Annotated in this window: 19 protein-coding genes, 1 tRNA gene and 1 riboswitch; of the genes, 9 read left to right on the top strand and 11 right to left on the bottom strand. The window is 71.9% G+C overall.

The genetic code is table 11. The features are described from left to right. Nucleotides 1–126 precede the first annotated feature (126 nt). Both ACFYW1_RS27115 and ACFYW1_RS27110 read left to right on the top strand, forming a co-directional pair. Complete coding sequence (locus ACFYW1_RS27115; RefSeq protein WP_148840843.1) at nt 127–1047, top strand: alpha/beta fold hydrolase; 921 nt, start codon at nt 127–129, stop codon at nt 1045–1047. A gap of 106 nt (nt 1048–1153) precedes the next feature. Then, nucleotides 1154–1357: a hypothetical protein gene (locus ACFYW1_RS27110; RefSeq protein ID WP_148840635.1), complete on the top strand. Its 204-nt coding sequence runs from the start codon at nt 1154–1156 to the stop codon at nt 1355–1357. Between the two features lie 203 nt (nt 1358–1560). Here the strand turns inward: ACFYW1_RS27110 and ACFYW1_RS27105 are convergent, their stop codons facing one another. The 3 genes from ACFYW1_RS27105 to nth all read right to left on the bottom strand — a co-directional run bounded on the left by ACFYW1_RS27105 (nt 1561) and on the right by nth (nt 4667). Beyond that, complete coding sequence (locus tag ACFYW1_RS27105) at nt 1561–2766, bottom strand: MarP family serine protease (protein WP_388998447.1); 1206 nt, start codon at nt 2764–2766, stop codon at nt 1561–1563. A gap of 88 nt (nt 2767–2854) precedes the next feature. Beyond that, nucleotides 2855–3691: an NUDIX hydrolase gene (locus tag ACFYW1_RS27100; protein WP_388998444.1), complete on the bottom strand. Its 837-nt coding sequence runs from the start codon at nt 3689–3691 to the stop codon at nt 2855–2857. 73 nt (nt 3692–3764) lie between these two features. After that, on the bottom strand, nt 3765–4667 hold the full coding sequence (gene nth / locus ACFYW1_RS27095) for an endonuclease III (RefSeq protein ID WP_388998441.1): 903 nt from the start codon (nt 4665–4667) through the stop codon (nt 3765–3767). Between the two features lie 253 nt (nt 4668–4920). Between nth and ACFYW1_RS27090 the strand changes: the two genes are divergently transcribed. Beyond that, on the top strand, nt 4921–5595 hold the full coding sequence (locus ACFYW1_RS27090) for a Crp/Fnr family transcriptional regulator (protein WP_148840632.1): 675 nt from the start codon (nt 4921–4923) through the stop codon (nt 5593–5595). 99 nt (nt 5596–5694) lie between these two features. On the opposite strand, the gene ACFYW1_RS27085 is transcribed toward ACFYW1_RS27090, so the two are convergent. From ACFYW1_RS27085 to ACFYW1_RS27070, 4 genes are all read right to left on the bottom strand, one after another. Beyond that, nucleotides 5695–6534, bottom strand: coding sequence for an MBL fold metallo-hydrolase (locus tag ACFYW1_RS27085; RefSeq protein ID WP_388998437.1), 840 nt, complete (start codon nt 6532–6534; stop codon nt 5695–5697). After that, the gene (locus ACFYW1_RS27080) at nt 6531–7508 is read right to left on the bottom strand and encodes an NUDIX hydrolase (protein WP_388998434.1); all 978 of its coding nucleotides are present in this window, start codon (nt 7506–7508) and stop codon (nt 6531–6533) included. Before ACFYW1_RS27080 ends, ACFYW1_RS27085 begins: the two co-directional genes overlap by 4 nt. 206 nt (nt 7509–7714) lie before the next feature. Further along, nucleotides 7715–8185 carry a RidA family protein gene (locus tag ACFYW1_RS27075; RefSeq protein WP_384223095.1) on the bottom strand — a complete coding sequence of 157 codons (471 nt, stop codon included), beginning with the start codon at nt 8183–8185 and terminating at the stop codon, nt 7715–7717. Then, nucleotides 8185–8343, bottom strand: a complete 159-nt coding sequence (locus tag ACFYW1_RS27070) for a DUF4177 domain-containing protein (RefSeq protein ID WP_003967454.1) — start codon at nt 8341–8343, stop codon at nt 8185–8187. The genes ACFYW1_RS27075 and ACFYW1_RS27070 overlap by 1 nt, the downstream gene beginning before the upstream one ends. An 82-nt stretch (nt 8344–8425) precedes the next feature. On the opposite strand from ACFYW1_RS27070, the gene ACFYW1_RS27065 reads away from it, so the two are divergent. Both ACFYW1_RS27065 and ACFYW1_RS27060 read left to right on the top strand, forming a co-directional pair. Beyond that, nucleotides 8426–9424 (top strand): ArsA family ATPase, encoded by a 999-nt coding sequence (locus ACFYW1_RS27065; protein ID WP_388998429.1) that lies wholly within the window; start codon nt 8426–8428, stop codon nt 9422–9424. A gap of 83 nt (nt 9425–9507) precedes the next feature. Then, a complete protein-coding gene (locus tag ACFYW1_RS27060; protein WP_388998426.1) occupies nt 9508–10788 on the top strand; it encodes an ArsA family ATPase in 1281 nt (426 codons plus the stop codon). Nucleotides 10789–10810: 22 nt separating this feature from the next. On the opposite strand, the gene ACFYW1_RS27055 is transcribed toward ACFYW1_RS27060, so the two are convergent. Next, on the bottom strand, nt 10811–11161 hold the full coding sequence (locus ACFYW1_RS27055) for a WhiB family transcriptional regulator (RefSeq protein WP_187438703.1): 351 nt from the start codon (nt 11159–11161) through the stop codon (nt 10811–10813). A 386-nt stretch (nt 11162–11547) separates the two neighbouring features. Here ACFYW1_RS27055 and ACFYW1_RS27050 point away from each other — a divergent pair, with 386 nt between their 5' ends. After that, a complete protein-coding gene (locus ACFYW1_RS27050; RefSeq protein WP_388998423.1) occupies nt 11548–13803 on the top strand; it encodes a transglycosylase domain-containing protein in 2256 nt (751 codons plus the stop codon). 135 nt (nt 13804–13938) lie between these two features. Here the strand turns inward: ACFYW1_RS27050 and ACFYW1_RS27045 are convergent, their stop codons facing one another. Then, a complete protein-coding gene (locus ACFYW1_RS27045; protein WP_148836850.1) occupies nt 13939–14403 on the bottom strand; it encodes a GatB/YqeY domain-containing protein in 465 nt (154 codons plus the stop codon). Between the two features lie 79 nt (nt 14404–14482). Here ACFYW1_RS27045 and ACFYW1_RS27040 point away from each other — a divergent pair, with 79 nt between their 5' ends. Together ACFYW1_RS27040 and ACFYW1_RS27035 are read left to right on the top strand one after the other, a co-directional pair. After that, the gene (locus ACFYW1_RS27040) at nt 14483–15421 is read left to right on the top strand and encodes a metallophosphoesterase (RefSeq protein ID WP_388998419.1); all 939 of its coding nucleotides are present in this window, start codon (nt 14483–14485) and stop codon (nt 15419–15421) included. A gap of 101 nt (nt 15422–15522) precedes the next feature. Next, nucleotides 15523–15596, top strand: a tRNA-Pro gene (locus tag ACFYW1_RS27035). 152 nt (nt 15597–15748) lie between these two features. On the opposite strand, the gene ACFYW1_RS27030 is transcribed toward ACFYW1_RS27035, so the two are convergent. Continuing rightward, on the bottom strand, nt 15749–16378 hold the full coding sequence (locus tag ACFYW1_RS27030; RefSeq protein ID WP_388998416.1) for a TetR/AcrR family transcriptional regulator: 630 nt from the start codon (nt 16376–16378) through the stop codon (nt 15749–15751). Nucleotides 16379–16483: 105 nt separating this feature from the next. Between ACFYW1_RS27030 and ACFYW1_RS27025 the strand changes: the two genes are divergently transcribed. Beyond that, nucleotides 16484–17650 (top strand): serine hydrolase domain-containing protein, encoded by a 1167-nt coding sequence (locus ACFYW1_RS27025; RefSeq protein ID WP_388998413.1) that lies wholly within the window; start codon nt 16484–16486, stop codon nt 17648–17650. A gap of 67 nt (nt 17651–17717) precedes the next feature. On the opposite strand, the gene cobN is transcribed toward ACFYW1_RS27025, so the two are convergent. Beyond that, complete coding sequence (gene cobN, locus ACFYW1_RS27020) at nt 17718–21314, bottom strand: cobaltochelatase subunit CobN (RefSeq protein WP_388998410.1); 3597 nt, start codon at nt 21312–21314, stop codon at nt 17718–17720. 93 nt (nt 21315–21407) lie between these two features. Continuing rightward, nucleotides 21408–21482, bottom strand: a riboswitch (cobalamin riboswitch). Nucleotides 21483–21605: the final 123 nt, after the last annotated feature.

Below are 21605 nucleotides of genomic sequence, written 5' to 3'. Positions count from 1 at the left end.
GTCACGAGGCCCGTGGACAGCGGTCCGACGCCCGCGGGCGGGCCGGGTTCGTCCGGATCGACCCGGCGGCCGGTCTCCCTCTCCTCGTCCGGCGCGGACGCCCCACCCACCGCTCCCGGGCCGGTCCTGCCCGGTGGCCCCGTGCGGATCGACGGCCCGTGGACCCACCGGGACGTGGCGGCCAACGGCGCCCGCTTCCACATCGCCGAGCTCGGCGAGGGGCCGCTGGTACTGCTGCTGCACGGCTTCCCGCAGTTCTGGTGGACCTGGCGCCACCAGCTCACCGCACTCGCCGACGCCGGTTTCCGTGCCGTCGCGATGGACCTGCGCGGCGTCGGCGGCAGCGACCGCACGCCGCGGGGGTACGACCCCGCCAACCTGGCGCTCGACGTCACCGGCGTGATCCGCTCGCTCGGCGAACCGGACGCGGCGCTGGTCGGCCACGACATGGGCGGCTACCTCGCCTGGACGGCCGCGGTGATGCGGCCGAAGCTGGTGCGCCGCCTCGTGGTCTCATCGATGCCGCACCCGCGCCGCTGGCGCTCCTCGATGCTCTCCGACTTCGCCCAGACCAGGGCGGGTTCGCACATCTGGGGCTTCCAGCGCCCCTGGGTGCCGGAGCGTCAGCTCGTCGCGGACGACGCGGCGTTGGTCGGCCGGCTGATCCACGACTGGGCGGGCCCCCGCACCCCGGAGTTCCCCGACGACGCGACGGTGGACGTCTACCGGCACGCGATGTGCATCCCGTCGACGGCGCACTGCTCGATAGAGCCCTACCGCTGGATGGTGCGCTCCCTGGCCCGTCCGGACGGGATCCAGTTCAACCGCCGGATGAAGCGACCGGTACGGGTGCCCACGTTGCACCTGCACGGTTCACTCGATCCGGCGATCCGGACGCGCAGCGCGGCGGGATCCGGCGAGTACGTCGAAGCGCCGTACCGTTGGCGACTTTTCGACGGTCTGGGGCACTTCCCGCACGAGGAGGACCCGGTCGGGTTCTCGGCCGAACTCATCAACTGGCTCAAGGATTCCGAGCCCGATCGGTAACGTTGTGCGCACAGTTGTCCGATGGACAGCCAATTGCCCGGCGCATAGGCCAATTGGCTGACGGATGGGCGGTTACCGACCATGAGGCACGGGCAGACGTCCGGGTATGGGCTGGACGCACGACTTCGGTGACGCAGCACGCAACCGCCGCTCGACCGCCACGGCTGGTCCGAGCACTCATGAGGGGGACGGCCCCCGGGGCCGGGTGCACGATATGCATGTTCTGCATGATCCCCGGCTCGGAATCCCGCGCATTCTGCGCCGCAGGGCCCGTTGGGTCTCGGCGCGGTTGCGCCATCCACGCGGATGATCCGCGCCCCGTCTCGTCTGTCCGAGTGAACGGTCACCGGACAGGCTGGACGGGGCGTCTCCGCGAAACTTCACCGCCTGGGCTCTTCACCCGCCTGAGCACCTCGCCGCCTGGCCGCTTCACCGCGACGTGGCTCCTGCGAGGTGGCTCCTGCGGCGCTGCTTCCGCGGCGTCGCCGACGCGGGCCTCGCCGTGGCGGGCGGCTACAGGGCGCACCCCTGGCTGTCGACCTGCTGGTTGGCGGAGCGGCCGCGCTCGATGTCCTGGCGGATCTCGTCGGCCGTCAGCGCGTAACCGGTGTCGGGGTCGTCGAGCGACTTCGCGAAGACGACTCCGTACACCCTGCCGTCGGGCGTCAGCAGGGGACCGCCGGAGTTGCCCTGACGGACGGTCGCGTAGAGCGAGTACACGTCGCGGCGGACGGTGCCCCGGCGGTAGATGTCCGGGCCGTCGGCGTCTATGCGGCCCCGGACGCGCGCGGCCCGGACGTCGTACGAGCCGTTCTCCGGGAAGCCCGCGACGATGGCGTCGTTCCCCGTGCGGGCGTCGCCGTCGTCGCCGGTGAACTTCAGCGGCTTCGCGTCGAGGTCCGGCACGTCGAGCACGGCGATGTCCCGCCGCCAGTCGTACAGGACGACCTTGGCGTCGTACAGCCGGCCCTGGCCGCCGATCTGGACGGTCGGCTCGTCGACGCCGCCGACGACGTGGGCGTTGGTCATCACCCGGCGGTCGGAGAAGACGAAGCCGGTGCCTTCGAGGACCTTGCCGCAGCTCGGGGCCGTGCCGACGACCTTGACGATGGACTTCTTGGCGCGGGCCGCGACGGGGCTGTCCATCAGTGCCGGGTCCGGGGGCCGGACCTCGGTGATCGGCTCGTTGGCGAACGGGCTGAAGACCTGCGGGAAGCCGTTCTGCGCCAGGACGGAGGAGAAGTCCGTGAACCAGGTGGACGCCTGCGCGGGCATCACCCGGGAGACCCCGAGCAGGACCGAGGAGCTGCGGACCTCCTTGCCCAGCGTCGGCAGCGAGGTGCCGGCCAGCGCGGAGCCGATCAGCCAGGCGACCAGCAGCATCGCGACGACGTTGACCAGGGCGCCGCCGGTCGCGTCGAGGGCGCGCGCCGGCGACCACGTGATGTACCGGCGGAGTTTGTTGCCGAGGTGGGTGGTGAACGCCTGCCCCACCGAGGCACAGACGATCACGATGACGACGGCCACGACGGCCGCCGAGGACGAGACCTCGGAGCCGTCCGTCAGCTGGTCCCACAGGACCGGCAGCAGGTAGACGGCGACGAGGCCGCCGCCCAGGAACCCGATCACCGACAGGATGCCGACGACGAACCCCTGTCTGTAGCCGATGACCGCGAACCACACGGCGGCGGCCAGCAGCAGGATGTCCAGCACGTTCACCGTCTATAGCCTCGCAGATTCGTCACCGGGCCCGTTCCTTCGGCTGGGTCCGGACGGGGCCGGACGGGTCAGCACGGGAGTCAGCCTGTCATGCGCGCCAGTCGAGCGGCACCTGCCTGGCGGTGTCCCAGGGACGCTCCCAGCCCGCGAAGTGCAGGATCCGGTCGATCACCCCGGCGGTGAAACCCCAGACCAAGGCGGATTCGACCAGAAATGCCGGGCCCCGGTGACCGCTCGGATGGACCGCGGTCGCGCGGTTCGCCGGATCCGTGAGATCCGCCACGGGAACGGTGAAGACGCGGGCCGTCTCCCCCGGATCGACGACGCCGACCGGGCTCGGCGAGTGCCACCAGCCGAGGACCGGCGTCACGACGAAGCCGCTCACCGGGATGTAGAGCCGGGGCAGCACGCCGAAGAGCTGGACCCCGCGCGGATCGAGGCCGGTCTCCTCCTGGGCCTCCCGCAGCGCGGCTCTGAGCGGCCCCGTCGTCGCCGGATCGCCGTCCTCCGGGTCCAGGGAGCCGCCCGGGAAGGACGGCTGTCCCGCGTGGGAGCGCAGGCTTCCGGACCGCTCCATGAGGAGCAGTTCGGGGCCGCGCCCGCCCTCGCCGAAGAGCACGAGCACGGCGGACTGCCGGCCGGCCCCGCTCTCGGGCGGCAGGAAGCGGCTGAGCTGGTCGGGCTCGACGGTCCGCGCGGCGTCGGCCACCGGGTCGAGCCAGGCGGGCAGACCATCGGCCGTGACGGTGACCCCGGTGTCGCGGCCGGCACCGCGCCCGGTGTCGCGGCCGGCACCGGGCGCGGTGTGGGCGGGACCGGTCGTCGTGGCGGCCGCGGGACCGTTCGGGGAACGGTTTCCCGCGGCGGGTACGGCGGATACGGCTGGTCCGGTCGTCGTTTCCTTGCTCTGTTCGTGCGTCCTCATGGGCACCCCTCGTCTCACAACGCCTGTGGTCACTCGTTTCGTTCCGCAGCGGCGCCGTGACGGGCGCCGCGTATCAGCCGGCCCCCGGAGCCTGCGCGGGCCTGCCCGGGTAGTCCGCCGGTGGGCTCAGCCGCTGGCCCGGCCGACCGCCCATCTCGTACTTCAGCAGCTTCCTGGCCTTCTCCGGGTCGGTCTCGCCCTCCCCGTACGCGGGACAGAGCGGGGCGATCGGACAGGCACCGCAGGCGGGCTTGCGGGCGTGGCAGATGCGGCGGCCGTGGAAGATGACACGGTGCGAGAGCATCGTCCACTCGCTCCTGGGGAAGATCGCGCAGATCTCCGCCTCGACCTTCTCCGGGTCCTCCTGCTCCGTCCACTTCCAACGGCGTACGAGACGCCCGAAATGGGTGTCCACAGTGATTCCCGGAACACCAAAAGCATTGCCCAGAACAACGTTGGCGGTCTTGCGGCCGACACCCGGAAGCGTGACGAGGTCGGCGAGCCTGCCCGGCACCTCGCCGCCGAATTCGTCCCGGAGCACCGCGGAGAGTCCTATCAGCGACTTGGCCTTGGCCCGGAAGAAACCGGTCGGCCGGATGATCTCCTCCAGCTCCTCCGGGACGGCCGCGGCCATGTCCTCGGGGGTGGGGTAGGCGGCGAAGAGCGCGGGAGTGGTCTGGTTGACCCTCAGATCGGTGGTCTGGGCGGACAGCACCGTGGCGACGAGCAGCTCGAAGGGGTTCCTGAAGTCCAGCTCGGGATGGGCGTAGGGGTAGAGCTCGGCGAGCTCACGGTTGATCCTGCGGGCCCGGCGGACCATCGCCAGGTGCGATTCCGGCTTCCGGCCGGCCCGCTTGGCGGCGGGCTTCGGCGCCGACTCCCCCGCAGGGCCCGCCGACTCCTCCCCTGGGCCTTTTGTCGCTTTTCCCGGGCGGATCACGCCCCGTTCCGGACGATTCACACCCTGTTCGCCCACAGCGGAATCACGGCCTTCCGACACCCCATCAGCCCCCTTGGCCTGCGCTCTCACCGGCGATTTGGACACCCGACCAGCCTAGAGCCACGCACCGGCATCCGCCCCGGTCACCGCACATCCGCCCCCGATCGGCCCCCTGCCGCACGATTGAGCACGTCCGTGCGTCAAACTGGTTTGTGATTGATCGCACTGTTTTACCGTCCGGCATGATGGGGACCACGGTTCCCGGAACAGGCCGACAAGGAGAGAACTCGTGGACGACGTTCTGCGGCGCGCCCCGCTTTTCGCGGCGCTCGATGATGAGCAGGCCGCGGAGCTCCGCGCCTCGATGAGTGAGGTGACCCTCGCACGCGGCGACGCGCTCTTCCACGAGGGCGACCCGGGCGACCGCCTCTACGTGGTCACCGAGGGCAAGGTGAAGCTCCACCGCACCTCGCCCGACGGGCGCGAGAACATGCTGGCGGTCCTCGGCCCCGGCGAGCTGATCGGTGAGCTGTCCCTCTTCGACCCGGGCCCCCGCACCGCCACCGCGACCGCGCTGACCGAGGTCAAGCTCCTCGGCCTCGGGCACGGCGACCTCCAGCCCTGGCTGAACGCCCGCCCCGAGGTGGCCGCGGCCCTGCTGCGCGCCATCGCCCGCCGCCTGCGCAAGACCAACGACCAGATGTCCGACCTGGTCTTCTCGGACGTCCCGGGCCGTGTCGCCCGCGCCCTCCTCGACCTGTCGCGCCGCTTCGGCGTCCAGTCGGAGGAAGGCATCCACGTCGTCCACGACCTGACCCAGGAAGAGCTGGCCCAGCTGGTCGGCGCCTCCCGCGAGACGGTCAACAAGGCCCTCGCCGACTTCGCCGGACGCGGCTGGCTGCGCCTGGAGGCGCGCGCCGTGATCCTGCTGGACGTGGAGCGCCTGGCGAAGCGGTCCCGCTGACGGACCCTTCCGACCGGCACGGAACGGACCGCCCCGGACCGTCCCGGCAACGCCGGTCGCGTCAACTCCGTACGTGAGGCCCCGCCGCCCGGCGGGGCCTCACGTCGTCTCGATCAGACCGTGCTCGCCCAGGTACTCCAGCTGGGCCCGCACGGAGAGCTCCGCGGCGGGCCACAGGGACCGGTCCACGTCCGCGTACACGTGCGCCACCACCTGCGACGCCGTACGGTGTCCGGCCTCGACCGCCGTCTCCACCTGGGCCAGCCGGTGCGCCCGGTGCGCGAGGTAGAACTCGACCACGCCCTGCGCGTCGTCCAGCACCGGCCCGTGCCCCGGCAGCACCGTGTGCACGCCGTCGTCGACGGTCAGCGAGCGCAGCCGCCGCAGCGAGTCGAGGTAGTCGCCGAGCCGCCCGTCCGGATGCGCGACGAGCGTGGTGCCCCGGCCGAGGATCGTGTCGCCCGTCAGCACGGCCCGGTCGGCCGGCAGGTGGAAGGAGAGCGAGTCCGCGGTGTGCCCCGGGGTGGGCACGACCCGTAGCTCCAGCCCTCCGGTGGTGATCACGTCGCCCGCGGTCAGCCCCTCGTCGCCGAGGCGCAGCGCCGGGTCCAGGGCGCGCACCTTCGTCCGGGTCAGTTCGGCGAAGCGCGCCGCGCCCTCCGCGTGGTCGGGGTGCCCGTGGGTGAGGAGGGTGAGCGCGATCCGGCGGCCCGCCCGCTCGGCGGTCTCCATGACGGCCCGCAGGTGCGCGTCGTCCAGCGGGCCCGGGTCGATGACGACCGCGAGATCGGAGCCGGGCTCGGCGACGATCCAGGTGTTGGTGCCGTCCAGTGTCATCGGCGAGGCGTTGGGGGCGAGGACGTTGACGGCACGGGTGGTGGCGGGGCCGGACAGGACCGCGCCGCGCGGCTGCCCGGGCAGCGCTGCCGCATCGCTCATATGGACCCACCCCCCGCACCGGCCTCGGCGTCCGCACCGGAAACCGAACCGGAACCGGCCCCCGGGCCGCGACGGGAACCCGAACCGGCCTCGCCGCCGTCCGCCCTGCCCGGGATGTGCTTGGTGAACTCGTCGTGCCCCGGCCAGCTCAGCACCAACTCGTCACCCTCCAGCCTCGCCCGTGCGAGTACGGGAGTGAGGTCCTGGGAGTCCGCCGCCTTCAGGACCTCCGCGACCGTCCCGTACGGCCTCAGCGCCCGCAGCGTCGACACGGTCGGCGGCATCATCAGCAGCTCGCCCCGGTCGTATCCGTCGGCCGCCTCGCCGGGGGAGATCCACACCGTGCGATCGGCCTCCGTGGAGGCGTTGCGGGTGCGCTGGCCCTCGGGGAGCGCCGCGACGAAGAACCAGGTGTCGTAGCGGCGGGGCTCGAACTCGGGGGTGATCCAACGCGCCCAGGCGCCCAGCAGGTCGGAACGCAGCACCAGGCCGCGCCGGTCCAGGAACTCGGCGAAGGACAGCTCCCGGGCGACCAGCGCCTGCCGGTCGGCCTCCCAGTCCGCGCCGGTGATGTCGCCGACCACCGTGTCCGCGCCCGGCCCCGCGAGCAGGACTCCCGCCTCCTCGTACGTCTCGCGCACCGCCGCGCAGACGATGGCCTGGGCCTCGGCCCGCGTACCGACGCCGAGCCGGTCGGCCCAGATGTCCAGCGCGGGTCCGGCCCAGGCGACGAGCCGGTCGTCGTCGCGCGGGTCCACCCCGCCCCCCGGATAGGCGTACGCCCCGCCGGCAAAAGCCATGGAGGCACGGCGGCGCAGCATGTGGACGGCAGGGCCGCCCCCGGCACCGGCGGCGGGGTTCCGGAGCAGCATCACGGTGGCGGCCCGCTTCGGGGTCGCGGCGCTCAGCTCGCCCGCGGCGAGTGCCCTGATCCGGTCGGGCCATTCCGGTGGGTACCACTGACCATTGGACATGGCCGGAGGCTATCCGGAACCGCGCCGATGTTCGAGAGGTGCACTGATCCACTCCCCGGAGGCGCCCCCGTACACAGCTGATCCCGCCCGGTCGTCATGACCTGGCGGGATCAGCGGGATCAGCGGAATCAACGGGTCCGGAGGCGGGTGACCGACCGGCGTACGACCAGGGCGTACGGCCCGGGGCCCGGTTCGGGGCGTACGGCTCAGGCCCCGACCAGCTCGACCTGGACCTCGACCTCCACCGGCGCGTCCAGCGGCAGCACCGCGACGCCCACCGCGCTGCGCGCGTGCACGCCCTTGTCGCCCAGCACCTCGCCCAGCAGCTCGCTGGCGCCGTTGATCACGGCGGGCTGCCCGGTGAAGTCGGACGCCGACGCCACGAAGCCCACGACCTTCACGACCCGGGCGATCCGGTCCAGGTCGCCCGCGACGGACTTCACCGCGGCCAGCGCGTTGAGGGCGCAGGTCCGCGCCAGCTCCTTGGCCTCCTCGGGCGTGACCTCCGCCCCGACCTTGCCGGTGACCGGGAGCTTGCCGTCCACCATCGGCAGCTGGCCGGACGTGTACACGTACACCCCCGACTGCACGGCCGGCTGGTACGAGGCCAGCGGCGGAACGACGGCCGGCAGCGTCAGCCCGAGCTCGGCGAGCCTCGCCTCGACTGCGCCCGCCACTACGCCTTCTCCCGCTTCAGGTAGGCCACGAGCTGCTCGGGGTTGTTCGGGCCGGGAACGACCTGGACCAGCTCCCAGCCGTCCTCGCCCCAGGTGTCCAGAATCTGCTTGGTCGCGTGCACGAGAAGGGGCACGGTCGCGTATTCCCACTTGGTCATGGCCCGACTGTAATGCCTGCGTGATTCCCGGCACGCGCAGCCTCGTGCGTAGCCCGCGGTGCGACTGGTTAGGCTCGAATACGTGAGCAGGTTCCAGGTCGTCAGCGGCAAGGGCGGTACCGGTAAGACCACGGTCGCCGCCGCCCTCGCGCTCGCCCTCGCGGCCGAGGGCAGGCGCACCCTCCTCGTGGAGGTCGAGGGCAGGCAGGGCATCGCCCAGCTCTTCGAGACGGAGTCCCTCCCGTACGAGGAGCGCAAGATCGCCGTCGCGCCGGGCGGCGGCGAGGTGTACGCCCTCGCGATCGACGCCGAGCGCGCCCTCCTCGACTACCTCCAGATGTTCTACAAGCTCGGCAGCGCGGGCCGGGCGCTCAAGAAGCTCGGCGCCATCGACTTCGCCACCACGATCGCGCCCGGCGTGCGGGACGTGCTGCTCACCGGCAAGGCGTGCGAGGCCGTCCGCCGCAAGGACAAGCAGAACCGGTACGTCTACGACCACGTGATCATGGACGCCCCGCCCACCGGACGCATCACCCGCTTCCTCAACGTGAACGACGAGGTGGCCGGACTGGCCCGGATCGGCCCGATACACAATCAGGCCCAGGCCGTGATGCGGGTGCTCAAGTCGCCCGGGACCGCGGTCCATCTGGTGACGCTCCTGGAGGAGATGCCGGTGCAGGAGACCGCGGACGGCATCGCGGAGCTGCGGGCCGCCGGGCTCGGGGTGGGCCGGGTCATCGTGAACATGGTGCGGCCGCACCTGCTGGACGAGGACGCCCTGCGCACCGCCTCGGGCGGCCGCCGCAAGGAGATCGCCAAGGCCCTGACCCGGGCCGGGGTGACCGGCTCCGCGGCGCTGGTGCGCCCCCTGGTCGAGCAGGCCGCCGAGCACGCCCAGCGGGTCGAGCTGGAGCGCGAGCAGCGCGCGGTGCTCGCGGGCCTGGAACTGCCGGGGTACGAACTCCCGTTGATCGGCGAGGGCATCGACTCGGCCGGTCTCTACGACCTGGCGACCGAACTCCGCAAGCAGGGCGTGGGCGAGGGGACCGCACAAGGGGCGGAACGAGGGGTGGGTACATGACACAGCGCACGGGACCGGACGCGGCTAGGCCCGCGGCCCGGAAGCCGACCGCGTCCACGGAGGCCCCCGCCGCCCCGTCCCCGATGTCCGCGCCCGCGCTGGACGCCGACGCGCTGCTCGACGACCCCGCCATCCGGATCGTCGTGTGCTGCGGCTCGGGCGGCGTCGGCAAGACCACCACCGCCGCGGCACTGGGCGTACGGGCGGCCGAGCGCGGCCGCAAGGTCGTCGTCCTCACCATCGACCCGGCCCGCAGGCTCGCCCAGTCCATGGGCATCGACTCGCTGGACAACGTCCCGCGCCGGGTCCCGGGCATCGAGGCCGGGGGCGGCGGGGAGCTGCACGCCATGATGCTCGACATGAAGCGGACCTTCGACGAGGTCGTCGAGGCGCACACGGACGCCGAGCGGGCCCGCGCGATCCTGGAGAACCCCTTCTACCAGTCCCTGTCGGCCGGTTTCGCGGGCACGCAGGAGTACATGGCGATGGAGAAGCTCGGGCAGCTGCGCGCCCGCGACGAGTGGGACCTGATCATCGTCGACACCCCTCCGTCGCGCTCCGCGCTGGACTTCCTGGACGCGCCGAAGCGGCTCGGTTCCTTCCTGGACGGGAAGTTCATCAAGGTGCTGATGGCCCCGGCGAAGATGGGCGGCCGGGCCGGCATGAAATTTCTGAACGTGGGCATGTCGATGATGACCGGCACCCTCGGCAAGCTGCTCGGTGGTCAACTCCTGCGCGACGTACAGACCTTCGTCGCGGCGATGGACACCATGTTCGGCGGCTTCCGGACCCGGGCGGATGCCACGTACACCCTGCTCCAGGCGCCCGGCACGGCGTTCCTCGTGGTCGCGACCCCCGAGCGGGACGCGTTGCGCGAGGCCGCCTACTTCGTGGAGCGGCTCGCCGCGGAGGACATGCCGCTGGCCGGTCTGGTGCTCAACCGCGTCCACGGCAGCGAAGCCGCCCGGCTCTCGGCCGAGCACGCCCTGGCCGCCGCAGAAAATCTTGACGGGGTCGGCATTGTGGATCAGTCGACCGGGAAGGCTGGACTTCGTGAGCCGGCAGACCGGTCGGACGCCCCGTCCGAAGCCGCCGTCGCCCCCGACACCACTCCCGATCCCGCCGAGCACACGGACCACGAGAACCACACGAGTCACGTCGATCAGCTGACCGCCGGCCTGCTGCGTCTGCATGCCGAACGGATGCAGGTGGTCGCGCGCGAACAGCGCACACGCGACCGCTTCACCGCGCTGCACCCCGAGGTCGCCGTGACCGAAGTGGCCGCACTGCCCGGTGATGTACATGATCTCGAAGGTCTTCGGGCCATCGGGCACCGGCTCGCGACCGGTTCCGCCCCGGCCTGAGCTGCCCCGTCGTCCGTTCGCGTCATCCCACCGCGGCGTACCTCTCGTGCAGTTCGTCGTCGTCCAGTCCGATCGCCACGGGCAGGATGCCCGCGGACTGCTCGTACTCGCTGCGCGCGGTCTCCAGCAGCCGGCGCCAGGACGTGACGGTGGGCCGCCTGCGCAACAGTGCGCGGCGCTCCCGCTCGGTCATTCCGCCCCACACGCCGAACTCGACGCGATTGTCCAGCGCGTCGGCCAGGCACTCGGTCCGCACCGGGCATCCGGTGCACACCGCCTTGGCTCTGTTCTGCGCTGCTCCTTGTACGAACAGTTCATCCGGATCGGTAGTGCGGCAGGCTGCCTGCGCACTCCAGTCGGTTACCCAGCCCATCACGGCGCCGTCCTCTCCCGAATCGAGGCTCCCCCACGGCGACAGCGGCATATTCACCGCTGCCAGTTGAGGACGTTACGGAAGGTGGCGACAGCACAACACCCCCTTCGGGCCCAATCTTGGATGGCCCGAACGGACTATGCGTATGCGGCAGATCACCCAGGGGAGTGAGGTGAGGACATGCGCGACTATCCCGGCGAAATAGGGACAGTTCACCTGGATCACAACGGACGTTCAACGACACACGAGGCGAATTCGGGAACGCCTTGGTTCGTGGCCGGGTCGTGCACGGGGGTTGATGCGGGACCGGACTGCTGTGACAGTTGGGAGCAGCTTAGGCCAAGGCATATACGTGTGTCCGGCGAATGAGAACGTAGGCTGCCCCCATGCCAAAGAAGCGCTCGGGCGGGGGTCTCTCGACGACCCAGCAGGCCGCCAAGTTCCTCGGTGTCGCCGCGCTCTCCGGAGTCGTGCTCGCGGGCATCGCGCTGCCGGCCGCCGGAGCACTGGGGCTCGCCACCAAGGGGACGGTCGAGGGATTCGACGAGATCCCGGCCAACCTCAAGACCCCGCCGCTGAGCCAGCGCACCACGATCCTGGACAGCAAGGGCGGCACGATCGCCTCGGTGTACTCGCGCGACCGCACGGTGGTCCCCCTGAAGGACATCTCGCCGTACATGCAGCAGGCGATCGTGGCGATCGAGGACGCCCGCTTCTACAAGCACGGGGCGATCGACCTCAAGGGCATCCTGCGCGCGCTGAACCGCAACGTGCAGGCGGGCGGGACCGCGCAGGGCGCCTCGACCCTCACCCAGCAGTACGTGAAGAACGTCTTCGTCGAGGAGGCGGGCGACGACCCGGACAAGGTCGCGCAGGCCACCCAGCAGACCATGGGCCGCAAGATCCAGGAGTTGAAGTACGCGATCCAGGTCGAGGAGGAGCTCGGCAAGAAGAAGATCCTGGAGAACTACCTCAACATCACCTTCTTCGGCCAGCAGGCGTACGGCATCGAGGCCGCCTCCCAGCGCTACTTCTCCAAGCGGGCGAAGGACCTGACCCTGGGCGAGGCCGCGCTGCTGGCCGGCGTGGTGCAGTCGCCGAGCCGCTACGACCCGGTCAACGACGCGGCCGAGGCGACCAAGCGCCGCAACACCGTCCTCCAGCGCATGGCGGACGTCGGGAACATCTCGCAGGCCGAGGCCGACAAGGCGAAGGCGAGCCCGATCGAGCTGAAGGTCAAGAAGCCGCAGAACGGCTGCATCACCGCCGTCAACGGCGCGGGCTTCTTCTGCGACTACGTGCGCCACGTCTTCCTCAACGACCCGGTCTTCGGCAAGACCAAGGAGGACCGGGCCAAGATCTGGAACCAGGGCGGCCTGACGATCAAGACGACGCTCGACCCGCAGTCCCAGCAGTCGGTGCAGGCCTCGATCAAGAACCACGTCTACAAGAAGGACAAGGTCGCGACGGCCGTCACCCTGGTCCAGCCGGGCACCGGCCGGATCATGGGCATGGGCCAGTCCAAGCCGTACGGCTTCGGGCCCGACGAGACGCAGTACAACTACTCGGTCAACAAGAGCATGGGCGGCTCGAACTACGGCTTCCCGACCGGTTCGACGTTCAAGCCGTTCCTCGCCGCCGCCGCCATAGAGGGCGGCAAGCCGGCCACCCAGGTCTACTCGTCGCCGTACGACATGGACTACCCGGACACCGTGCAGTCCTGCGGGAAGCCGTGGGTCAACGACGGCGTGCCGAAGTATCACGTGGAGAACGAGAGCGAGTCCGAGAAGGGCCCGTACCCGCTGCGCGAGGCCATGGAGATGTCGGTCAACACCTACTTCGTGCAGATGCTCCAGGACATCGGCATGTGCCCGGTCTCGAAGATGACCGACAAGCTGGGGATAGTGCAGGGCGACGGCACCAAGCTGCCGCAGAACCCGTCCACGCTGACCCTCGGCTCCAACGGTCTGTCGCCGCTGACGATGGCGAGCGCGTACGCCGCCTTCGCCAACCGCGGCACGTACTGCACGCCGGTCGCCGTCCTGTCGGTCCGGAAGGCGGACGGCAGCTCGCTCCCCGTGCCTCGTACCTCCTGCTCCCAGGCCATGTCGCAGAACACGGCCGACACGATCAACACCCTGCTGCGCGGAGTGGTCGACTCCGGTACGGGTCAGGAGGCGGGTCTCCAGAGCCGCGACAACGCGGGCAAGACCGGTACGACCGACGCCCGCAAGAACGCCTGGTTCGTCGGGTACACGCCGAACATGTCCGGCGCGGTCTGGGTCGGCAGCCCGTCCCAGAGCGTCGAGATGGAACGCATCACGATCGGCGGCGTGTACCAGGACAAGGTGTACGGCGGACAGGTCCCCGGACCCATCTGGCGCGACGCGATGACGGGCGCCCTCGCCGGCGTGGCCGCTCCCCCCTTCAACACCGTGCACATCCCCGACCCGGCGAAGGACAAGGAGGACGAGGACGACCGGGAGGACCGCGGCGACGACCGGGGACGGCCGGGCCCGGGCGGCAAGAAGCCCGGTGGCAAGACCCCGTTCCCCGGCATCACCATCCCGCCGGACCTGATCGGCGGCAACAACGGCGGCGGCCACCGCGGCCAGACCAACGGCGGCACGCAGGGCCCCTGAGCCGTACGCGACACGAACGAGGGTGGGGCCCGGATCGACACCGATCCGGGCCCCACCCTCATGTCGTCCCCGCGCGAACGCGGAACCGGACGCCCGACGCCGTGCGCCGGGGCGGCCGCGCGTCCGGGCCTCGGGTCAGCCCGCGAGGAGCTTCTTCACCGAGGCGGCCACCCGGCCGCCGTCGGCACGCCCCGCGACCTTCGGGTTCACGATCTTCATGACGGCGCCCATCGCGCGCGGACCCTCGGCCCCGGCGGCCCTGGCCTCCTCGACGGCGGCGGACACGATCGCGCCCAGCTCGTCGTCGCTCAGCTGCTTGGGCAGGTACGCGTCGAGGATCGCGCCCTCCGCCTTCTCACGCTCGGCCTGCTCGGCCCGGCCTCCCTGGGCGAAGGCTTCGGCCGCCTCGCGGCGCTTCTTCGCCTCCCTGGCGATCACCTTCTGCACCTCGTCGTCGGAGAGTTCACGCGCCGACTTGCCGCTGACCTCCTCCTTCGTGATGGCGGTGAGGGTCAGCCGGAGCGTGGACGAGGTCAGCTCGTCACGCGCCTTCATGGCGGAGGTGAGGTCTTCCTTGAGCTTGGACTTGAGCGTGGTCATGTGCTGATTGTGGCAGGTACGGGGCGGCCCGCGCCCGCCGGTTTTCTGCTCGCCGCACGGTGTCTGCGACGATGGACACATGCGCGCACGCTACGGAGTACCCCTGAAAGTCACGGCAGTCGGCGCGGCGATCGGCGCGGCCGGCCTCGCCTACGCGGCCGGGTTCGAGGCCCGCTCGTTCCGGCTGCGACGGGTCGCCATTCCCGTACTCCCGCAGGGGGCACGCCCGTTGCGCGTGCTCCAGGTCTCCGACATCCACATGGTGAGCGGGCAGCGCAAGAAGCGTGCCTGGCTGCAGTCGCTGGCCGGCCTGCGTCCGGACTTCGTCGTGAACACCGGTGACAACCTCTCCGACCCCGGGGCGGTGCCCGAGCTGCTCGACGCGCTCGGCCCGCTGATGGAGTTCCCGGGCGTGTACGTCTTCGGCTCCAACGACTACTACGGCCCCAAGCTCCGCAACCCCGCCCGCTACCTGGTGGAGAAGGCCCGGGGCAAGCACGGCCTCAACGGGAACGCGCCCGCGGTGGGCGTCGTCCACAACCCGTGGGAGCCGATGCGCGACGCCTTCGACGAGGCGGGCTGGCTGGGCCTGTCCAACACCCGGGGCCGCCTCGAGGTCGACGGCCTGGAGCTCGCCTTCACCGGCCTGGACGACCCGCACATCAAGCGCGACCGCTACGCGGAGGTGGCGGGCGGCCCCGAGACCGGCGCCGACCTCTCCATCGGTGTGGTCCACGCCCCCTACCTGCGCTCCCTGGACGCCTTCACCAGGGACGGCTACCCCCTGATCCTGGCCGGCCACACCCACGGCGGCCAGCTCTGCATCCCCTTCTACGGAGCCCTGGTCACCAACTGCGACCTGGACACGGACCGGGTCAAGGGCCTGTCCACTCACTCCGTCGAGGACAACCGCGCCTACCTCCACGTCTCCGCGGGCTGCGGCACCAACCGCTACACCCCGGTCCGCTTCGCCTGCCCGCCCGAGGCGACCCTGCTGACCCTGACGGCCCGGGACTGACCCCCGTCCCCTCCCCCGCCCGCGGCGGCACGAAAACCGGATTTCGTCTGCGGGCGCGGGTGGGCTAAAGTAATCGATGTCGCCAGGACACCGGCGGCGATCGGGGTGTAGCGCAGCTTGGCAGCGCGCTTCGTTCGGGACGAAGAGGTCGTGGGTTCAAATCCCGCCACCCCGACAGCCAGTAAGACCAGGTCAGGGGCCTGATCCGCGAGAGCGGGTCGGGCCCCTGAGTGGTTTCCGGAGACCTGTGGGTCCAAGAGAGGTCCAAGGGGGCCGCCCGCCGGAGTCGGTGGCGCTTTCTCTTCGCGCGGGCGGCGCTTCCTCTTCCTATCCGTTCCGGTAGTACTCCAGGAACATGTCCACGCCCCGCTCGATCAGCTGCTCCGCCAGCGCCGGCGGCAGGCGGTCGCCGTAGGTGCTGTGGACGACGTGGGGGTATAGCACGAGGGCGTAGAACTGGATGATCGCCACGTCCATGTCGGGGATCTCCAGCTCCGGGCAGGCACGCAGGGCGGCGGCGAGGGGTTCCGCGAAGCGTTCGGGGCCCTGTTCCCGCCAGGCGCGGCCCAGCTGGGGGAAGCGGCGGGCCTCGGCGGCGATCAGGGCGCGCAGTGCCAGCACCTCTTCCTGGGCGATGCCCTGCACCCAGCCGCGGGCGGTGGCGGTCAGGATCTCGCGGATGCCGTCGTCCCCCCGGAGCCGGCGGCCCATCGTCCGGGCGGTCTCGCCCAGCGCCTGCTCCAGGGCGTCGCCGATCACCTCGGCGAACAGGCCCTCCTTGCTGCCGAAGTGGTTGTACACGGTCACCTTGGAGACGCCCGCCTCGGCGGCGATCCGGTCGACGCCGACGTCGAAGCCGTGCCGGAGGAACTGTTCGCGGGCCGCGCGGATGATCGCCGTGTGCTTGCGGGAGGCGCGCTCCCCCGACGGCCGGTTCCGGGTGCTGGATTCGTTCATCGGCCTCATCGTAACAGCGAACTGAACTGTACGGTTGAGTTCATTTGAACTGCACCGTACAGTTCATGCCGTCCGATCGTCCTCGACGTCCTGGAGCGAATCGTCATGAAACAGCTCGATCACCCTCTGACAGCCGGGAGTTCCGGCACCGTGGCCGAGGGGTTCGCCGCGGTGCGGGAGGTCTTCGACGCCGTCGCGGCCGATGAACCGGGGCTGAGTGCGCAGTTGTCCGTCCGGCTGCACGGACGGGAGGTGGTCGACCTGTGGACCGGGGCCGGGGTCGACGGGGACTCGCTGTTCGCGCTGTACTCCTCGGGCAAGGGCGCCGCCCATCTGGTGACCGCGCTGCTGGTGCAGGACGGGGTGCTGGACCTGGACCGGCCCGTCGCGCACCACTGGCCCGAGTTCGCGGCCGAGGGGAAGGGCGCGCTCACCCTGCGCGATCTCCTCGCCCACCGGGCCGGGCTGATCGGCGTCGACGAGGGCCTGAGCACCGCGACGCTCGCCGACGACCGGTTGCTGGCCGAGCGGCTCGCCGGCGCCCGTCCTTACTGGGAGCCCGGGGAGGCGTACGGGTACCACGCCTTCACCATCGGTGCGCTGACCGGGGAGGTCGTCCGCCGGGCCACGGGGCGGAGCATCCAGCGGCTGTACCGCGAACGGGTCCGGGAACCGTACGGGCTGGACTTCCACCTCGGGCTCCCCGAGACGGCGGAACCGCGCTATCTGCCCGCCCAGCCGCTGCCGCCGGACCTGCGGGCGCGGGCGGAGCGACAGGCCCCGGCGCCGCGCAGCCTCACCGGCATCGCGTTCAACCTGCACGCCGAACCCCCCACCGATCTGACGGAGTTCGCCAACACCCGGGCCGTCCGGGCGCAGGGCCCCGCCTCGTCCGGGAGCGTCGGCAGCGCCCGCGGCCTCGCCAAGCTCTACGCCGCCACGATCTCCGAGGTGGACGGCCGGCCCCCGCTGCTGGCCCCGGACACGCTCGCGGAGTTCACCACCCCGCACACGCCGGGAACGGACCTGGTCACCGGGGAGACCGGGCACTTCCTGCTCGGCTTCGAGGCGCAGAGCGCGCGCTACCCGGTGCTGGGCGCCCGCGCGTTCGGGCACAGCGGCGCGGTCGGGGCGCAGTCCTTCGCCGATCCCGGCAGCGGGATCGCCTACGGCTACACCCGTCGGCGGTTCGCCTTCGGCGGGGGCGGCGGCGCCTCCGAGAACCACCGGCTGATCGCGGCGGTGGTGGACTGCGTGCGGAACACCGGCTGACCGCGGCGACCGCGCCCGGGGCCGTCCGGTGGGACGGGCGGCCCCGGGCGCGTACGCGTGGGGGAGGTCAGTCCTCGCCCTCCAGGTTGCCCTCCGTCTCCAGGTACGCCTCGCGCAGGGCGGCGAGGATCTTCGGGTCGGGCTCGGCCCACATGCCGCGGGACTCCGCTTCCAGGAGGCGTTCCGCGATGCCGTGCAGGGCCCAGGGGTTGGCCTGCTGGAGGAACTCGCGGTTGGTCGGGTCCAGGACGTACGTCTCGGTGAGCTTGTCGTACATCCAGTCGGCGACCACGCCCGTCGTCGCGTCGTAGCCGAAGAGGTAGTCGACGGTGGCGGCGAGTTCGAAGGCGCCCTTGTAGCCGTGCCTCCGCATCGCCTCGATCCACTTGGGGTTCACCACCCGGGCGCGGAAGACCCGGGACGTCTCCTCGACCAGGGTGCGGGTGCGGACCGTCTCGGGACGGGTGGAGTCGCCGATGTACGCCTCCGGGGCGGTGCCGCGCAGCGCCCGGACGGTGGCGACCATGCCGCCGTGGTACTGGAAGTAGTCGTCCGAGTCGGCGATGTCGTGTTCGCGGGTGTCGGTGTTCTTGGCCGCGACCGCGATCCGCTTGTACGCCGTCTCCATCTCCTCGCGGGCCGGGCGGCCGTCCAGTTCCCGCCCGTAGGCGTAGCCGCCCCAGACCGTGTAGACCTCGGCGAGGTCCGCGTCGGTGCGCCAGTCGCGGGAGTCGATGAGCTGGAGCAGTCCGGCGCCGTACGTGCCGGGGCGGGAGCCGAAGATGCGGGTGGTGGCGCGGCGTTCGTCGCCGTGGGCGGCCAGGTCGGCCCGGGTGTGGGCGCGTACGTGGTTCTGCTCGTCCGGCTCGTCCAGGGCGGCGACGAGGCGGACCGCGTCGTCGAGCAGGCCGATGGTGTGCGGGAAGGCGTCACGGAAGAAACCGCTGATGCGGAGGGTGACGTCGATGCGCGGGCGGCCGAGTTCGGCGGGCGGGATCGCCTCCAGGCCGGTGACGCGCCGCGAGGCGTCGTCCCACACCGGGCGGACGCCGAGCAGCGCGAGGGCCTCGGCGACGTCGTCGCCCGCGGTGCGCATCGCGCTGGTGCCCCACAGCGACAGGCCGACCGAGGTGGGCCAGTCGCCGTTGTCGGCGCGGTAGCGCTCCAGGAGCGAGTCCGCGAGGGCCTGGCCGGTCTCCCAGGCGAGCCGGGAGGGCACCGCCTTGGGGTCGACGGAGTAGAAGTTGCGCCCGGTCGGCAGCACGTTGACCAGGCCGCGCAGCGGGGAGCCGGAGGGTCCGGCGGGGACGAATCCGCCGTTCAGCGCGTGGAGCGCGTGGTCGAGTTCGTCGGTCGTGGCGGCCAGCCTCGGCACCACCTCGCGGGCGGCGAAGGCGAGGATGTCGGCGACGGCCTCCGGGTGCCCGGCCGCCACCCCGGCGACGGCGTCCGGGGACCAGTCGGCGTCCTCCATCGCCTGGACCAGGGCGCGGGCCCGTTCCTCGGCCTCGTCGGCGGTGATGCGGGTCGCGGCGGACTCGTCGAGCCCGAGCGCCTCGCGCAGCCCCGGCAACGCGGCGGTGCCGCCCCAGATCTGACGGGCCCGCAGGATCGCGAGGACCAGGTTGACCCGGTCGGCACCGGCGGGGGCGCCGCCCAGGACGTGCAGGCCGTCGCGGATCTGGACGTCCTTGATCTCGCAGAGCCAGCCGTCGAGATGCATGATGAAGTCGTCGAAGCCCTCGTCCTCGGGACGGTCCTCGATGCCCAGGTCGTGGTCGAGCCTGGCGGCCTGGATCAGGGTCCAGATCTGGGCCCTGATCGCCGGGAGCTTCGCCGGGTCCATCGCGGCGATCTGGGCGTGTTCGTCCAGGAGTTGTTCGAGGCGGGCGATGTCCCCGTAGCTGTCGGCGCGCGCCATCGGCGGTACGAGGTGGTCGACGAGGGTGGCGTGCACGCGGCGCTTGGCCTGGGTCCCCTCGCCCGGGTCGTTGACCAGGAACGGGTAGATCAGCGGGAGGTCGCCGAGCGCGGCGTCGGGGCCGCAGGCGGCGGACAGCCCGGCGTTCTTGCCGGGCAGCCATTCCAGGTTGCCGTGCTTGCCGAGGTGGATCATCGCGTCGGCGCCGAAGCCGTTGTCGTCGGCCGGGGCGGCGATCCAGCGGTAGGCGGCCAGGTAGTGGTGCGAGGGCGGCAGGTCCGGGTCGTGGTAGATCGCGATCGGGTTCTCGCCGAAGCCGCGCGGCGGCTGGATGAGGATCAGCAGGTTGCCGCGGCGCAGGGCGGCGAGGACGATGTCGCCCTCCGGATTGCGGGACCGGTCGAGGAACATCTCGCCGGGGGCGGGCCCCCAGTGCTCCTCGACGGACTCGCGGAGCTCGGCCGGCAGGGTCGCGTACCAGCGCCGGTAGTCGGCGGTCGGGATGCGGACCGGGTTGCGGGCCAGCTGCTCCTCGGTGAGCCATTCCTGGTCGTGGCCGCCCGCCTCGATCAGCGCGCGGATCAGCTCGTCGCCGTCGCCCGACGCGAGCCCGGGAACCTCCTCCGTACCGAAGTCGTAGCCCTCGTCACGGAGTCGGCGCAGCAGGGCGACGGCGCTGGCGGGGGTGTCGAGGCCGACGGCGTTGCCGATCCGGGAGTGCTTGGTCGGGTACGCGGACAGGACGAGCGCGATCCGCTTCTCGGCGGCCGGGATGTGGCGCAGCCGGGCGTGCCGCACGGCGATCCCGGCGACGCGGGCGGCGCGCTCGGGGTCGGCGACGTACACCGGCAGGCCGTCCGCGTCGATCTCCTTGAACGAGAACGGCACCGTGATCAGGCGGCCGTCGAACTCGGGGACGGCGATCTGGCTCGCGGCGTCCAGCGGGGAGACCCCTTCGTCGTTGCCCTCCCAGTCGGCGCGCGAGCCGGTGAGGCAGAGCGCCTGGAGGACGGGCACGTCGAGGCCGGTGAGGGCGCCCGCGTCCCAGGACTCGTCGTCGCCGCCGGCCGACGCCTCGGCGGGCCGGGTGCCGCCCGCGGCGAGCACGGTGGTCACGATCGCGTCGGCGTCGCGCAGGGCCTCGACGAGTTCGGGTTCGGGGGTGCGCAGCGAGGCGACGTACAGCGGCAGGGGCCGGCCGCCCGCGTCCTCGACGGCGCGGCACAGGGTGTCGACGAACGCGGTGTTGCCGCTCATGTGGTGGGCTCGGTAGTAGAGGACCGCGACCGCGGGGCCGTCCGTGCGCCGGGGCGTGCGCTCCAGCGGTCCCCAGGAGGGGGCCGGGGCGGGCGGCGCGAAGCCGTGGCCGGTGAGCAGGACGGTGTCGGAGAGGAAGCGGGCGAGCTGGTCCAGGTTGGCCGGTCCGCCGTGGGCCAGGTAGGCGTGGGCCTCGGCGGCGATGCCGATGGGCACCGTCGAGGCGGCCATCAGCTGGGCGTCGGGGGCCTGTTCGCCGGTGAGGACGACCACGGGGCGTCCGGTGGCGAGCACTTGGTCGAGGCCGTCCTGCCAGGCGCGTACCCCGCCGAGGAGACGGACGACGACCAGTTCGGCGCCCTCCAGGAGCTCCGGCAGGTCCTGGAGCGGGAGCCGGGAGGGGTTGGCGAAGCGATAGGCGACCGGCCCGTCCGAGGCGCGGGCGCTGAGCAGGTCGGTGTCGGACGTCGACAGGAGCAGGATCATGCGGCGTCTGGCCTTCCTCGGGGTGTCCACGCCCCGGGCGGTGTCGGAATGGGTCTCCCCCGCGCTCGGCACGGGCCGGGCGCTCGGGGAAGGGAGTTCCTGACTCGTCCGGCCGGTGGGCCGGACTCACAGTGGCGGGACCGCGCCGGATTCTCACCGGGCTTCCTCCCCTGTCGACGTGCCGGATGGCCCGTCGGTGGGGGGGGGGGGGGGGGGGGGGGGGGGGGGGGGGGGGGGGGGGGGGGGGGGGGGGGGGGGGGGGGGGGGGGGGGGGGGGGGGGGGGGGGGGGG

The organism is Streptomyces sp. NPDC002669 (genome assembly GCF_042889165.1).
In the GTDB taxonomy this organism is placed as follows: Bacteria; Actinomycetota; Actinomycetes; order Streptomycetales; family Streptomycetaceae; genus Streptomyces.
This window is presented reverse-complemented; position numbering and strand designations above follow the sequence as displayed.